Here is a 15,536-nt window from a genome sequence, read left to right as displayed (position 1 = left end):
TGAAGTCGCGGCGGGATGTGAGTCCCGCCGCGCCAGCTTGAAAGCTCCGAGATCAATAGATCTTGGAGAACTTCTCGATGTTGCTCTTGTCGAACTGGAAGGGCGGAGCCATCGCGGCCGAGTTGGTGTCGTCGAGCGTCACCTTGCCGACGCGGCCGATCGACAGCGTCGCACCCGGCTTGGCCTCTTCCTTCTTCACCGCCAGGTCGTGGGCGAGGTAAACGGCGGAGTAGCCGAGGTCGATCGGGTTCCACAGCGCAACCGCCTGGCTGGCGCCGTTGTCGATGAACTTCTTGAACTCCGACGGCAGCGCAAGGCCGGTGACATTGACCTTGCCGATCAGGTTCTCGTCGGTGACGACCTGGGCGGCGGCGACGACGCCGACGGTGGTCGGCGCGATGATCGCCTTGAGGTTCGGATAGGACTTCAACAGGCCCTTGGCTTCGTCCGTGCTCTTGGCCGAATCGTCATCGCCATAGACTGTGGCGACGAGCTTGATCTTGGGGAACTTCTCCGGCAGCACCTTCTTGGCCGCTTCGATCCAGGAATTCTGGTTGGTCGCGGTAGAGGAAGCCGACAGGATGGCGACATCGCCGCCTTCCGGCAGATAGTCGGCGGCGAGCTTGATGATGGTCTCGCCGATCAGGCCGGTGTCGGACGGATTGAGGTGAAGCTGGCGGCCTTCCTTGGCGACGCCCGAATCCCAGGAGATGACGGTGATGCCGCGCTCCATCGCCTTCTTCAGCACCGGCACCAGAGCGTCGGCGTCATTGGCGGAAATCGCGATGGCGTTGACCTTCTGCGCGATCAGCGAATTGACCACTTCGATCTGCGCCTCGGCGGTCGCCTTGGTCGGGCCGGTGTAGATGATGTCGACGTCGCCGAGTTCCTTGGCCGCCTCTTGCGCGCCCTTGTTGGCGGCATCGAAGAAGCCGTTGCCGAGGGACTTCACCACCAGCGCGATCTTGACGTTTTCCGCGTAGGCGGCATTCACGAACATGGCGGCCGAGAAGGCCGCCGTCACCATCAATTTCTTCAAGAAGCTCATCGAATTTCCTCCCTTGAGCGTTGCATTCCATCGCCGCTGCGGGCGTGAGGTGTCTCAGGCCTGCAGTGAAGATTCTTCTTTTGTCGACTTGCGGGCGACGATCAACGTCACCCCCGCGGCTTCCAGCATCTTTGCCTCGCGGTCCTCGATGCCGTCGTCGGTGATGACGGTGGCAATGCGCGAAAGACCGCACAGGATCAGGCTGGAGCGTTTGCGGAATTTCGAGGAATCGACCAGCACCACCAACTCGTCGGCCTGGTCGATCAGCTTCTGCTCCGCCTGGATCAGCAGTGGATCGCCTTCCATCAGGCCGAGCGGCCCCAGCCCTTGAGCGCCCATGAACATGCGGCGTGCGTAGAAATTGCGCGTCACGTCATTGTCGAAGGGCGACAGGATGATGTTCTGCTCGCGGTAGATGGTGCCACCCGACAGCATGACCGTGTTCTTGGAGTGCTTGAGCAGGTGCTCGGCGATCGGGAACGAATTGGTGAAGATCGGCATGCGGAGGCCGGTCAGGAAATGCACCATCTGGAAGGTGGTGGTACCGCCATTGATGATGATCGGCTCGCCGTCCTTGCACAACTCGACCGCTTCACGAGCGATCGCCCGCTTCTGCGCCGCGTTGAGGGTTTCGTTGACGGAAAAGGGGCGGCCGGCCAGCCCGATGAACTGCGGCGGCGAGATCGCCTCGGCACCACCGCGTACACGGCGCAGGCGCTTTTGGACATGGAGAGCCGCGATGTCGCGCCGGATCGTCGCCTCGGACGATTCCGTCAGGTCGACCATTTCCTGCACCGTCACCACAGGTTTTTCCTGGACGGCGGACAGAATGATCCTGTGGCGCTCTTTTTCGTGCATGGTTCCTCCCTGCCTGAGCATCTAGGCACCCAAACCGAGCAGTGTCAATCATTTCCGATCATATAATTTCATTGTGCAGTGCAATATGATTGATATTGATCGTTTGTGATTGACAAGCTCGCCTCTTGCGTAGACATTCCCGAGCGAAAAAGGAGCGCATGGTGCGCGCTCCAAAGGGAGGATTACTATGCTCGACAAGCGCTCCGGCTCGCGCCTCGCCAATCTGTGGGACGACGCGAAGGCGAAGGGGATGAGCGAGCCCGAGCTGCTGGTCTATCGCTCGAACACGCTCGGCTCCGACAAGCGCGTCACCAATTATGGCGGCGGCAACACCTCCTCGAAGATATGGCAGAAGGATCCGCTCACCGGCCAGGATGTGGAAGTGCTGTGGGTGAAGGGGTCGGGCGGCGACAGCGCCTCGATCAAGCTTGATGGCTTTGCAACGCTCTACATGGACAAGCTGCGGGCGCTGAAGGGGCTTTATCGCGGCGTCGAGCACGAGGACGAGATGGTGGGCTATCTTCCCCACTGCACCTTCAACCTCAATCCGCGCGCGGCCTCGATCGACACGCCGCTGCACGCCTATGTGCCGAAGCCTTTTGTCGACCACATGCATCCCGATGCCATCATCGCCATCGCCGCCGCCAAGGATTCCAGGGTGCTGACGAACGAGATATTCGGCGGTGCCATTGGCTGGCTGCCGTGGAAGCGGCCGGGCTTCGAACTCGGCCTGTGGCTGGAGAAATTCTGCGTCGAACACCCCACCGCCAAGGGCGTCATCCTCGAAAGCCACGGCCTGTTCACCTGGGGCGATACGCCGAAGGAGTGCTACGAAACGACGATTTCGGTGATCAACCAAGCGATAGAGTGGTTCGAGCGCCGCTCCGAAGGCGTGGCGATCTTCGGTGGGGAGGTAGTGAAGTCGCTCGATGCGGCTGCCCGCCGAGCGATTGCCGCCAAGCTGATGCCCAGGATTCGCGGCCTGGTCTCGGAAAAGAGCCACAAGCTTGGCCACTTCGATGACTCGCCCGCCGTGCTCGAATTCGTGAACTCCAGGGATTTGCGCCCGCTGGCAGCCCTCGGCACCTCGTGCCCGGACCACTTCCTGCGCACCAAGATCCGCCCGCTGGTGATCGAATTCGATCCCGCAAAGCCCGACGTCGATGCCGTCATCGCGCGACTCGCCGACGACATTGCCGAATATCGTGTCGGCTACCAAGCCTACTACGACAGCTGCAAGCATGCGGACTCGCCTGCTATCCGCGACCCCAACGCGGTGGTCTATCTGATGCCCGGCGTCGGCATGTTCACCTTCGCCGGCGACAAGGCGACAGCGCGCATCTCGGGCGAATTCTACGTCAACGCCATCAACGTCATGCGCGGTGCGTCGACCGTCTCGTCCTATGTCGGCCTGCCGGCGCAGGAGGCCTTTGACATCGAGTATTGGCTGCTCGAGGATTTGAAGCTGCAGCGCATGCCGAAGCCGAAGTCTCTCGCCGGCCAGGTCGCGCTGGTCACCGGCGGCGCCGGCGGCATCGGCCGCGCCACGGCCAACCGCCTGCTGCGCGAAGGCGCCTGCGTCGTGCTGGCCGATATCGACGAGGCGGCACTCGCCGGCGCCAACGAGGAACTGGCAAAAGCCTATGGCAGGGATTTCGTCCGCCCAGTTCTCATCAACGTCACCTCGGAGGACCAGGTCGTCGCAGGCTTCGCCGAGACGGCCGTCGAGTTCGGCGGCATCGACATTCTGGTCTCGAATGCCGGCTTGGCATCGTCGGCGCCGATCGAGGAGACGACCCTGGCGCTGTGGAACAAGAACATGGACATCCTGTCCACAGGCTATTTCCTGGTCTCCAGAGAAGCATTCCGGCTGTTCCGGGTACAGAAGATCGGCGGCAACGTCGTCTTTGTCGCCTCCAAGAATGGCCTGGCGGCATCGCCCAACGCCGCCGCCTACTGCACCGCCAAGGCCGCCGAAATTCATCTCGCCCGCTGCCTGGCGCTGGAGGGCGCGGAAGCCCAGATCAGGGTCAATGTCGTCAACCCGGATGCGGTGCTGCGCGGCTCGAAGATATGGACCGGCGAGTGGAAGGAACAGCGTGCCGCCGCCTACAAGATGTCGACCGACGATCTGGAAGAGCACTACCGCTCGCGTTCGATGCTGAAGCGCTCCGTCTTCCCGGAAGACATCGCCGAGGCGATCTATTTCCTCGCCTCCGACATGTCGGCCAAGTCGACAGGCAACATCATCAACGTCGACGCCGGCAACGCACAGAGCTTTACGCGGTAGCCGCTCGCCGGCGCTCACGCTGGCCCCTTCTCTCCCGTCGCTATACGGGGAGAAGTTTCCGGCAGGCGGATGAGGGGCGCCGCCGACCGAATGCATTCTGGGAGGAACAGCAGTGTCCGAATCCATCATCTCCGCCGACATCGTCGCCAGCAGTAACGCCGCGCGCAAGGTTGACCTCGAGCGTGACTATGCCTCGCTCGGCGAGCGCCTCGACCGACGCGGCATCGCCATCGACTCTATCCGCGACAAGGTGGAAAAGTTCGCGGTCGCGATCCCGTCCTGGGGCGTCGGCACCGGCGGCACCCGCTTCGCCCGCTTTCCCGGCGCCGGTGAGCCGCGCGACATCTTCGACAAGATCGAGGATTGCGCTGTCATCCAGCAGTTGACGCAGGCGACGCCGACCGTGTCGCTGCACATTCCTTGGGACAAGGCCGATCCGAACCGGCTGAGGCAGGCGGCCTCCCGCTTCGGGCTTGGCTTCGATGCGATGAACTCCAACACCTTTTCCGACGCGAAGGACCAGACGCTTTCCTACAAATTCGGTTCGCTGTCGCATGCCGACGCCGACACGCGTCGTCAGGCGGTCGAGCACAATCTCGAATGCATCGAGATCGGCAAGACGCTTGGGTCGAAGGCGCTGACGGTGTGGATCGGCGACGGCTCCAACTTCCCCGGCCAGGTCAATTTCGCCAAGGCGTTCGAGCGCTATCTCGACGCGATGAAGGAGATCTATGCCGGGCTGCCGGACGACTGGAAGCTGTTCACCGAACACAAGATGTATGAACCTGCCTTTTACTCCACCGTCGTGCAGGACTGGGGCACCAACTACATCATATCAAGGGAGCTCGGCGACAAGGCCTTCTGCCTGGTCGACCTCGGCCATCATGCGCCCAACGTCAACATCGAGATGATCGTCTCACGGCTGATTCAGTTCAAAAAACTCGGCGGCTTCCACTTCAACGATTCGAAATATGGCGACGACGACCTCGATGCCGGGTCGATCGACCCCTATCGGCTGTTCCTGGTTTTCAACGAATTGGTCGATGCCGAGCTGTCAGGCCCCGAGGGGTTCGACCCCGCCCATATGCTCGACCAGAGCCACAATGTCACCGATCCGATCGAAAGCCTGATGCTGTCGGCGGTCGAGGTGCAGCGCGCCTATACGCAGGCGCTGCTGGTCGACCGAAAGGCGCTTGAAGGGTTCCAGGACGGCAATGACGCGCTGATGGCGACGCAGACGCTGAAGGCGGCCTACCGAACCGATGTCGAGCCGATCCTTGCCATGGCACGGCTGAAGACAGGTGGCGCCATCGATCCGGTCGCCGCATACCGGGCGGCGGGCTATCGCGCCAAGATCGCGGCGGAGCGGCCAGCCGTCGCAGGTGGTTCCGGCGGGATCGTTTGAGGTAGAGCCGATCTTCCCCTTTGCGGGGGAGATGTCCGGCAGGACAGAGGGGACGCTGTCGCGCCGACGTCCGAAAGTTGGCGATCCTTCATGCCTCCTCTGCCCTGCATCTCCACCACAAGCGAGCAGTCACCAACCCGTGAATGTCTTTATTGAAGATGGACTCGATCGCTCCAAGTAGCTCTTCTAGGCAAGCACCACTTGGAGAACCCGCCATGCATCTCACCCGTAGGACATTGATCGCCCTCGGTCTTTCCATCGCCTTCGCCTTTTCGCCATCGGCTTTCGCCGCGTCGCCGGCACCGGCCAAGGGCGAGAACGGCATGGTCGTCACGGCCCAGCATCTGGCTTCCGAAGTCGGCGTCGAGGTGTTGAAAAAGGGCGGCAATGCCGTCGATGCGGCGGTCGCCGTCGGCTATGCCTTGGCCGTCGTCTATCCCAATGCCGGTAATATCGGTGGCGGTGGCTTCATGACCATCCGCTTCAAGGACGGCAAATCGACCTTCCTCGATTTCCGCGAGCGGGCGCCGCTTGCCGCGACCAAGACCATGTATCTCGACAAGGACGGCAACCCGGTGAAGGGCGCTAGCCTGGACGGCTATCTCGCGGTCGGCGTACCAGGCTCGGTGGCTGGTTTCGAGATGGCGCGCCAGAAATATGGCACCTTGTCCAGGCAGGACCTGATGGCGCCGGCGATCGCCTATGCCAGAGACGGGTTCGTCCTCAACCAGGGCGATGCGGCTTCGTTCGCCGGCAGCGCCGAAAGGTTGGCGAAGGACCCAGCGGCGGCGGCGGCCTTCCTCAAAACCGATGGCAAGCCCTATGGCGTCGGCGAGAAGCTGGTTCAGCCCGACCTTGCCGCGTCGCTCTCGACCATTTCCGAGAGAGGTCCCGATGCCTTTTACAAGGGCGCCATCGCCGACGTCATCGTCAAGGCGAGCGGCGCCAAGGGCGGTATCCTGGCCAAGGGCGATTTCGAACAATACGCGGTGCGCGAGTTGAAGCCCGTCACCTGCTCCTATCGCGGCTACGAGATCATCTCTTCGCCGCCGCCGAGCTCAGGCGGCGTCATCATCTGCGAAATCCTCAACGTGCTGGAAGGCTATCCGCTGTCCTATCTCGGCGCCGGCTCGGCCGAGACCGTCCACGTCATGGTCGAGGCGATGCGCCACGCCTATGTCGACCGCAACTCCGCGCTCGGCGATCCCGATTTCGTCGACAACCCCGTCTCTAGGCTGCTGGACAAAGCCTATGCCAAGGACATCCGCGACAAGATCGATCCGTTCCGCGCCGGCGTGTCGCAGGATCTGATGCCGAAGGGCTTCGGCGAGTCGAAGGAGACGACGCACTATTCGATCATCGACAAGGACGGCAACGCGGTCGCGGTCACCTACACGCTCAACGGTTCGTTCGGTGCCGGCGTGGTCGCCGACGGCACCGGCATCCTGCTCAACAACGAGATGGACGACTTCACCCAGAAACCCGGCGTGCCCAACCTCTATGGCCTCGTCCAGGGCGAAGCCAATGCCATCCAGCCGAAGAAGACGCCGCTGTCCTCGATGAGCCCGACCGTGGTGGCCAAGGATGGCAAGCCGTTCATGGTCATCGGCAGCCCAGGCGGCTCGCGCATCATCACCATCACGCTGGAAGCCATCGTCAACGTGATCGACCACGGCATGAACATCCAGGAGGCGATCGACGCGCCGCGCATTCATCACCAATGGCTGCCCGATACCGTCTATGTCGAGCCGTTCGGCCTTTCGCCGGATACAGAAAGACTGCTGGCCGGGATGGGCTATCGCCTCGATCTCAGTGACCAGAGCTGGGGCCAGGCGGCGGGCATTCTCGTCGGCGGCAAGAGCCTGGCGGAAATCGAGAAGGGCGGCGGCGCGCGCTACAATGGCGCCATCGACAGCCGCGCGGCAGCCGGCGAAGCGCTCGGATATTGATAGGCCGCAAGACCGTTGCTTTCCGCATGAGGCCGGATTCCGCCTTTCGGGACCGGCCTCCGCCTCATGGCCCGGGAGCCGTCAGGTCACCAGCGTGATGGTCGACGCGATCAGCATCAAGGCGGCGATGCCGACGAACAGCGCATAGATGCGTGGCCGGTCGAGCAGCAGCGCGTTTCCCGATATCCAGGCCGACGTGGCACCGCCCAGCGCGAACAGGAACCCGTTGCGGTGGCCGAAAGTCATCGACGCGGCCATCAAGCCGCCGATGATCAGGGCGCCGAACACGATGATCACGGCGACCGCGTACTTCTCGAAGTCGTTATTGCCGATCCCTGGTCCGATCGCGTTCAAATTCGGCAGGTCGTCCGGATCGAAGGGGTTCGCCGACCCGTATTCGTCTTGACCCATGGATTCTCGCATCACTTGATCTCCGCTGACCGGCAACAAACCATCAACGCCTGCCGAGCGCAACCCGATCACGCTGTGGCGGATGCGCCCGGCACCGCCTCCGGCCCCTTTTCGGGGATAGTTTGCTGACGGATTTTAGGAGCTGTTGCCGGATCGCGTCACCTGCCTTCTTGGGGTTTGTCGCCGCCGGCCTCGTCTTAAAACTTGACTAAGAATATCCTGTTTAATAGTCAACTCGGATTGGTCGCCGGAGACCAGGGCCCCGGGCAACAGGCAAGCCAAGTTGAATACAGATCATCAACCCCGGCCAGGAGAGGTCAATCGTCCGCGCGTCCGGATCACGCGTCGCCACGCGCTCGCGCTGTTCACTCTGCCGTTCACCGGCGTCGTGACGCCAGCCGCGGCCAGCCCGCCGCGCATCGTCTGCCTCGATGACGGCTTGGCGGAGACCTTGCTCATGCTCGGCATCACGCCGGTCGCTATCGCCGACCGTGAGGTCTGGGAAAGGTGGGTGGTCGAGCCGCCGCTGCCGCCCCAAGTCGCCGACATCGGCACGATCCTGGAGCCCAATCTCGAATTCCTGCAACAGCTTCGTCCCGACATCATCCTCTCCATCCCTTATCTCGACGGCATCAAGCCGCTGCTCGAGCCCGTGGCACCGGTGACGACGATCGGCATCTATACGCCGGGCGGTCAGCCCTATCAGCGCGCCATCGAGGCGACCCGGCAATTGGCCGGGCTTGTCGGCAAGGAAAGGGAGGGCGAGGCGCTGATAGCGGCGACGGAGGCGCATTTTTCGACCATCAAGCAGCAGCTGGAACCGCTTTCGGCGCGGCCGATCTATGTCGTCAGCTTCCTCGATCCGCGCAATGTGCGCGTCTATGGCGAAAAAAGCCTGTTTCAGGCGGTGTTCGACCGCATCGGCATCCGCAACGCCTGGGCCGGAGAGACCAATTACTGGGGATTTGCAACCGTCGGCATCGACGGGCTGGCAACGTCTGATGATGCGCGCCTTGCCTATCTCGAACCCTTGCCCGAAGGGGCGGGCGGAACGCTGACCGAGAGCCCGGTCTGGAATGCCATGCCGTTCGTGCGCAACGGCTCGATCATGCGCCTGCCTGCGGTGCTGATGTTCGGCACGCTGCCCTCGGCGAGCCGTTTTGCCCGCCTGCTGGCCGCGGCGCTGACGGCGGAGACCGCCCGTGGTTGAGCAGGAAGCGATCTTGCCCGACAATGCCGTCCTCGTCCGCGGTCGCACCCCGTCGCCTCGCATACCAGGCGGATATCCCCTGGGCGCGATCCTGCTTTGCGTCGTGCTTCTCTGCGCGGCCGGCGCCGCGACCCTCTCCAACATGAGCGTGCAATTGCCGCCGGCACTCTGGCTGGGGGCGCTCGCAAGCCCCGATGTCGAGGATATCAGGCAGGTGCTCGTCCACTACGCTTTCCTGCCCCGGCTCGCCGTCAGCCTTCTCTGCGGTGCGGCCCTCGGACTGGCCGGGACGGTGCTGCAGCAGGTTTTGCGCAATCCGCTCGCCTCGCCCGAAACCGTCGGCGTCTCGGCCGGCGCCTATCTGGCGCTGGCGCTGGCGACGCTTCTGGCGCCGTCGCTGCTTGCCTTCGGCCGCGAATGGGTGGCGCTTGCCGGCGCCTTCACTGCCCTTGCGGCGGTCCTGGCGCTCTCCTGGCACAAGGGCCTGTCGCCGCTTTCGGTCGTGTTGGCCGGGCTGGTCGTCAGCCTTTATGCCGGCGCCATCGGTGCTGCGTTTGTGGTGCTTCGGCATGAATGGCTGGCCAGCCTGTTCCTCTGGGGCGCCGGTTCGCTCGGCCAGCAGGACTGGTCGGTGACGCGGTGGCTCTTGCCGCGCCTTGGCGGTGCCGCGCTGGCGATCGGCCTCATGGCGCGGCCGCTGACTCTGCTTGGCCTCGACGACGAAGGCGCGCGCAGCCTCGGCGTCCCGCTCGGTGCCTATCGCTTCGCCGGACTGGCGGCGGCGGTCGCCCTGATCGCTTTCGTCGTTGCCGCCATCGGCGTCATCGGCTTCGTCGGCCTTGCCGCCGCCACGCTCGCGCGCATCGGCGGCGCCCGCCGGCTAGGCCAGCAACTGGTGATGGCGCCGCTGATCGGCGCGGCACTGCTGTGGGCCGCGGACCAGGGAGTGCAGGTCGCGACCGGGCCACAGGGCGACCTGCTGCCGACCGGCGCGATGACGGCGCTTCTCGGCGCGCCTCTGCTTCTTTGGCTTCTGCCGCGCCTCGCGCTTGGCGCGGAAGCACCGGCACTCGCCGCCGAGCGCTTGCCCAGAACGAAAAGGCCCGGCCTTGTGCTGGCGGCGATCGGCGGCCTCCTGCTTTTGCTGCTCGTGCTGGCGCTGCTCTACGGGCCGGGCACCGATGGTTGGACATTCGCGTCCGGCGATCAGCTGCGGCCCTTGCTGGCCTGGCGGCTGCCTCGAGTGTCCGCGGCACTTGCCGCCGGCGCCATGCTGGCGCTGGCCGGGCTGATGATGCAGCGGCTGACCGGCAATCCGATGGCCAGCCCCGAAGTGCTCGGCATCAGCGCCGGCGCTGCGCTCGGCATGATGGTGGCGCTGTTCGCGCTCGCCGATGCCAGCCGCCCGGTACAGACCCTGGCCGCCACGATCGGCGCCTTCGCCGCCCTTCTGGTGACGCTGGCGATCGGCCGCCGTACCGCCTATGCGCCAGAGCGGCTGCTGCTTGCCGGTGTCGCCTTGACGGCCCTGTTCGACGCGCTGATCCTGGTGCTCACCGCCACGGGCGATCCGCGCGCCATGCTTTTGCTCAATTGGCTCACCGGCTCAACCTACGGCGTCGACGCCGGCTCGGCGCTTCTGACCTCGACGTTTGCCTTTTGCCTGTTCCTGCTCGCACCGTTCTTCCTGCGCTGGCTGGACATGCTGCCGCTCGGCTCCGCCGCGGTACAAAGCCTCGGGGTCAACCTCAAGGCAACACGGCTGCTGGTGCTTTTGATGGTGGCAGCGCTCACCGCCGCCTCGACCCTGGTCGTCGGGCCGCTGACCTTCATCGGCCTTATGGCGCCGCACCTGGCGTGGCGCCTTGGCCTGTCGCGTGCGCTGCCGCAAGCGATCGGCGCGATGCTTGCCGGCGCGCTGATCATGGTCTGCGCCGACTGGATCGGCCGCACCGCCATCTTCCCGCGCCAGATTCCGGCCGGCCTCGTCGCGACGCTGATCGGCGGCCCCGTCCTGATGTGGCTCTTGCGCCGCCGCTGAGCCTTGTCCCGTGGAGATATCCAAGCCGATGGCGACGCCAGCCTTGATTGCCGACACCACCGTCCACGACTTCGTTGGCAAAAGCGGAGGCGATCCCTGGCGGGTCTTCATCCATGTGCCGTCGGGGCCAATGCCCGAGGCCGGCTGGCCGGTGCTCTACATGACCGACGGCAACGCCGTTATCGGCACTGCGGTCGACGCGATGCGCGCGCAGGCCTTCTATCCCGCCGGCACCAATGTCGGCTGGGGCGTCATCATCGCCATCGGCTACCCCGTCGAGGGCGCCTATGACCCGCTGCGCCGCTCATGGGATCTGGGGCCACCGCCGGGCAGGACCTATCCGCCCTTCCACGAGGGCACGCCGGAAGTCAGGACCGGCGGGGCGGGGGATTTTCTGGCCTTCATCGAAGCCGAGCTGAAGCCGTGGGTCGCCACCCGGACCAGGATCGACGAGAGCCGCCAGGCACTTTACGGCCACTCTTTCGGTGGCCTGTTCGCGCTCTACGCCCTGTTTACCCGCCCGCTCTCATTCAGCACCTTCATTGCGGCCAGCCCTGCCATCTATTGGGAAGATCGCGTTATCGACCGCTTTCTCGAAAGGTTCGAAGCCGCTGTTCCCGACGGCCTGAAGGCCGACGTAATCCTGTCGGCCGGAGAGTATGAGACCGAAAAGCTGGCGCCGTTCCAGGTCGGCGCGGAAGACGAGGAAAAGCGCCTGGCGCAGAAAAAGCTCATCCTTACCGACGAATTCGCCAGGGCGATGGCGGAACGCCTCGACGCGCTCCCGGGCCTGCGGGCAAGCTTCGAACTCCATGCCGGCGAAAACCACATGTCGATCCTGCCGGTGACGGTCAACCGGGCGGTGCAGGCGGCGTTCGCGGTGCGGTAGAATTTCTATTCAGCGCGCAGGCGGCAGTTCGAACAGCTTTGCGCCGTTTTCCTGGCCGCGCTCGACATAGCCGATAATGCCGAACCACCTGGCGACGTCGGGCCCTTGGAGCCAACTGCGCGAGTGGATTGGAAGGTTGCCGGCAAGCGCCTGGATATGCCTGATATGCCGCTTGCAGAAACGGACGGTCGAGCCGCGGAAGAAATCCTCCCGCGCGGCGAACAGCGTATCGGCGGCGTCGCTGTTTTCATGCCAGGCGATGATCGCCACGGCCTTCTCGCCCTCGACAAGCGCGTGCGCGCGGCCTTCCTTCAAATTCATCATCAGATTGTCGTAGGCGATCTTGCTGTCCTTGCCGGCCGCCGCGTACTCGTCCGACATCCGCTTCGACAGGCCATGGAAGACATCCTCGAGATCCCCAAGCGTTGCTGCGCGTGCTCTCATTTCACCTCCTGCAGCCCCGGCAGGGAGTTTGCCCTAGGGTTGTGGGATCACCAAGCAAATTGAATCTTCCACAAGCCCTGCGAAGGCAAAGTCGTTCCGTCCATCGATCTTTGTGACAGGGCGGGCACCCGCACCAAGCCGACAGAAGGCTTTGGCCTCCCGGTTCTTTAAGACACAAGGGAACAAGAGCCTGTGGTTGCGGTTAACTGGATATGCCAGCCAAGATCCAAGAACCACAGCCGAAGCCCGGCCCGCAGCCACCCGTCCGTCGGCCGGACAACGAAGCGCCGTCAGAGCCTGAGCATGTCGATCCGCCACCGCGAGACGTGCGAGAGGCACCGGCACCAAATCCCGATGGCGACAAGAAAACCTAAGCGACGACACGCGAACGCGCCTGCAACAGGCGCATGCGATTGATAGCGATCAGGTGGTCACGCCATAAGCGCTTGGATTTTTAAAATGATGGTGCCCAGAGGCGGATTCGAACCACCGACACGCGGATTTTCAGTCCGCTGCTCTACCAACTGAGCTATCTGGGCCTGTTCCGGCTAACGAAAACTCGCGCTCCGGATTTCATGAAGGCACCGTGGGCGCCCCTTGAAAGCGCGTGGGTTATAGCATGGGAATCCGGCCTGTCCAGCGCCCAGATGTGGATTTCCCGCAGGAAAAGAAATGTCGCCCGATGGGTCGGTTTCCATGCCGTGCGCCCGCCTATCTGGCGCTTGGCAGCCCCTTGCGGAAGTCGGATGGGGTCATGCCGGCCAGCTTGCGGAAGGATTTGTTGAAGGCGCTGAGCGAGCCGAAGCCCGAGTCCATGGCGACCCGCAGCACATTGGCGTCCTGATGCATCAGAAGCGCCTGCGCGTAGCTCAGCCGCAACAGGTTGACGTATTCGTTGAGCGTCATGCCGGTTGATTTCTTGAACAGGCTCATGGCGTATTTGGGGTGGATATCGGCGGCGGCCGCTATGTTCATGCAATCGATGTCGTAGAGGAAATTTTCGGCGATGAAATCGCACATGCGCCCGACATTGCGTGAGGACTGCTGGTCGAAGGGGCTGCCCGCCTCCTGCCCGGCGGCGTTTTCCGGCACCAGCCGATAGGGCTCGAACCGCACCCGCTCCAGCCGCAGCAGGAGTTCGTTGACGGCATGCTCGGTCTTGGCCGGGTCGCCCGAACGGGCGTAGCGGTTCCAGCGGGCGAAATTGTCATTGTCGGATTGATCGGTGGCGCTTGTCACCAGCGTCGCACCCGTCATCAGCCGGTGGCGTATATCCGCCGGCAGGTGCAGCCGGAAGAAATGCACCAGCGGCAGGTGCGCGCCGGCATAGACGGCGTCGTCGCTCAAATCGTCCATCTGGTGCGGCAGGCCGCCCCAGAACAGGCACATCTCGCCGGCCGAGAGCGAGATTTCGTGCTCGTTCATGCGGTAGTGGACGGAGCCGCGGACGATGAAATTCACCTCGACCTGGGCATGCCAATGCGGCTTCAGCATCACCAGCGGATTGGTGTGGAACATCTGCAACAGCAGCGGCAGGCCTTCCACACTGCTGGCACCAGGCTGGTAAAACGGCCGTTCGGGCATCTTACTTTCCGCCAATTTTGTATTCCCTTTGTCCGGGACAGGCCTTTGCCGGTGCCTAGTCTAGCCAGGCTCGCAGAGAGAGCAAATGAAATGGGAGGATTTCAATGCGCATCACACTGTCCTGCGCCGCGCTAGCGCTTGCCTTGGGCTCAGCCCCGGCCTTCGCGCAATCCGGCGAAATCACCATCTGGAGCTGGAACATCGCCGCCTCGTCGCTGAAGGCAACGGTTGCCGGTTTCAACAAGGTCCATCCCGACATCAAGGTCACGGTCCAGGATCTCGGCAACCAGCCGACCTATGACAAGTCGATCGCCGGGTGCGCGGCCGGCGGCGTCGGCCTGCCCGATATCGTGACCATCGAGAACGGCGAGGCCGAGAATTACTGGAGCCAGTTTCCCGACTGTTTCGTCGACCTGCACACGTTGGGCTACACGGCGGAAGACCAGAAGAAATTCCCCGATTTCAAGCGTACCGAACTCGAAGTCGGCGACAAGGCCTATGCCATGCCGTGGGATTCCGGCCCGGTCGCCGCCTTCTATCGCCGCGACTTCTATGAAAAGGCCGGCGTCGATCCGGCATCGATCAAGACCTGGGACGATTTCATCGCCGCCGGCAAGAAAATCCAGGCCGCCAATCCAGGGGTCTCGATGACCAATGCCGATTTCAACGGCGACAGTGAATTCTTCCGTATGATCTCCAACGAACAGGGCTGTGCCTATTTCGCCGAGGACGGCCAGTCGATCACGGTCAACCAGCCCAAATGCGTCGACGCCATGACCAAGGTCAAGGAGATGAAGGACGCGGGCATCGTCTCGTCGGCCGACTGGGGCACCAAGATCACCAACAACACCGCCGGAACCGTCGCCACCCAGGTCTATGGCGGCTGGTACGAAGGCACCATCCGCACCGAATCGGCCGGCGAAAACGGCAAGTGGGGCGTCTACCTGATGCCGAGCCTGACCGCGGACGGGCCGCACGCCGCCAATCTCGGCGGTTCGTCGCTCGCCATCACCTCGGCGTCGAAGAACAAGGAAGCGGCCTACGAGTATTTGAAATACACGCTCGGCACCAATGAAGGCCAGATCACCATGCTGAAGGAGTTCGGCCTCGTCCCATCGCTGGTCTCGGCCCTGAACGACCCTTATGTCAGCCAGGGCCAGCCCTACTGGGGCGGCCAGGCGGTGTGGAAGGATATTCTGGGCACCTTGCCCAAGGTCGTTCCGAGCCGCGGCACGCAGTTCCAGAGCGATGCCGAGATCATCGTGCGCGCCGTGCAGACCAAATATCTCGCCGGCGGATATCCCGACGCCAAGGCGGCACTCGACGATGCCGCCAGCCAGATCGCCTCGGCGACTGGGCTGCCTGTCAAGTCCTGAACTCCCAGGACGGGGTCCGGGACGGCAGCTA

Annotated in this window: 12 protein-coding genes and 1 tRNA gene; 7 read left to right on the top strand and 6 right to left on the bottom strand. The window is 63.5% G+C overall.

Annotated elements, in window-relative coordinates:
• Positions 1-52 precede the first annotated feature (52 nt).
• Complete coding sequence (gene rhaS / locus FJ943_RS15830) at positions 53-1,048, bottom strand: rhamnose ABC transporter substrate-binding protein (protein WP_015319234.1); 996 nt, start codon at positions 1,046-1,048, stop codon at positions 53-55.
• Positions 1,049-1,102: 54 nt separating this feature from the next.
• Positions 1,103-1,906 (bottom strand): DeoR/GlpR family DNA-binding transcription regulator, encoded by an 804-nt coding sequence (locus tag FJ943_RS15825; protein WP_140614716.1) that lies wholly within the window; start codon positions 1,904-1,906, stop codon positions 1,103-1,105.
• Between the two features lie 187 nt (positions 1,907-2,093).
• Between FJ943_RS15825 and FJ943_RS15820 the strand changes: the two genes are divergently transcribed.
• From FJ943_RS15820 to ggt, 3 genes are all read left to right on the top strand, one after another.
• A complete protein-coding gene (locus FJ943_RS15820) occupies positions 2,094-4,196 on the top strand; it encodes a bifunctional rhamnulose-1-phosphate aldolase/short-chain dehydrogenase (RefSeq protein ID WP_015319232.1) in 2,103 nt (700 codons plus the stop codon).
• Positions 4,197-4,308: 112 nt separating this feature from the next.
• A complete protein-coding gene (gene rhaI / locus FJ943_RS15815) occupies positions 4,309-5,601 on the top strand; it encodes an L-rhamnose catabolism isomerase (protein WP_140722802.1) in 1,293 nt (430 codons plus the stop codon).
• 215 nt (positions 5,602-5,816) lie between these two features.
• Positions 5,817-7,550, top strand: coding sequence for a gamma-glutamyltransferase (ggt, locus tag FJ943_RS15810; protein ID WP_140722800.1), 1,734 nt, complete (start codon positions 5,817-5,819; stop codon positions 7,548-7,550).
• An 81-nt stretch (positions 7,551-7,631) separates the two neighbouring features.
• Here the strand turns inward: ggt and FJ943_RS15805 are convergent, their stop codons facing one another.
• Complete coding sequence (locus FJ943_RS15805; RefSeq protein WP_015319229.1) at positions 7,632-7,973, bottom strand: hypothetical protein; 342 nt, start codon at positions 7,971-7,973, stop codon at positions 7,632-7,634.
• Between the two features lie 271 nt (positions 7,974-8,244).
• On the opposite strand from FJ943_RS15805, the gene FJ943_RS15800 reads away from it, so the two are divergent.
• From FJ943_RS15800 to FJ943_RS15790, 3 genes are read left to right on the top strand one after another with little or no spacing between them, the layout of a single operon-like run.
• Positions 8,245-9,171, top strand: coding sequence for an ABC transporter substrate-binding protein (locus tag FJ943_RS15800; RefSeq protein WP_246671892.1), 927 nt, complete (start codon positions 8,245-8,247; stop codon positions 9,169-9,171).
• Positions 9,164-11,212, top strand: coding sequence for a Fe(3+)-hydroxamate ABC transporter permease FhuB (gene fhuB, locus FJ943_RS15795; RefSeq protein WP_140722797.1), 2,049 nt, complete (start codon positions 9,164-9,166; stop codon positions 11,210-11,212). Before FJ943_RS15800 ends, fhuB begins: the two co-directional genes overlap by 8 nt.
• A 28-nt stretch (positions 11,213-11,240) precedes the next feature.
• On the top strand, positions 11,241-12,101 hold the full coding sequence (locus FJ943_RS15790; protein ID WP_140722794.1) for an alpha/beta hydrolase-fold protein: 861 nt from the start codon (positions 11,241-11,243) through the stop codon (positions 12,099-12,101).
• 9 nt (positions 12,102-12,110) lie between these two features.
• Here the strand turns inward: FJ943_RS15790 and FJ943_RS15785 are convergent, their stop codons facing one another.
• The 3 genes from FJ943_RS15785 to FJ943_RS15775 all read right to left on the bottom strand — a co-directional run bounded on the left by FJ943_RS15785 (position 12,111) and on the right by FJ943_RS15775 (position 14,129).
• On the bottom strand, positions 12,111-12,545 hold the full coding sequence (locus FJ943_RS15785; protein ID WP_015319225.1) for a hypothetical protein: 435 nt from the start codon (positions 12,543-12,545) through the stop codon (positions 12,111-12,113).
• Between the two features lie 463 nt (positions 12,546-13,008).
• Positions 13,009-13,084: transfer RNA gene (locus tag FJ943_RS15780), tRNA-Phe, on the bottom strand.
• A gap of 172 nt (positions 13,085-13,256) precedes the next feature.
• On the bottom strand, positions 13,257-14,129 hold the full coding sequence (locus tag FJ943_RS15775; RefSeq protein WP_140614694.1) for a helix-turn-helix domain-containing protein: 873 nt from the start codon (positions 14,127-14,129) through the stop codon (positions 13,257-13,259).
• A gap of 104 nt (positions 14,130-14,233) precedes the next feature.
• On the opposite strand from FJ943_RS15775, the gene FJ943_RS15770 reads away from it, so the two are divergent.
• Positions 14,234-15,505 carry an ABC transporter substrate-binding protein gene (locus FJ943_RS15770; protein ID WP_140660714.1) on the top strand — a complete coding sequence of 424 codons (1,272 nt, stop codon included), beginning with the start codon at positions 14,234-14,236 and terminating at the stop codon, positions 15,503-15,505.
• Positions 15,506-15,536: the final 31 nt, after the last annotated feature.

Origin of the sequence: Mesorhizobium sp. B2-3-10, assembly GCF_006442275.1 — a bacterium.
Classification (GTDB): domain Bacteria; phylum Pseudomonadota; class Alphaproteobacteria; order Rhizobiales; family Rhizobiaceae; genus Mesorhizobium; species Mesorhizobium australicum.
Note: the sequence above shows the minus strand (reverse complement) of the source record. Positions and strands in the feature narration are given on the sequence as shown.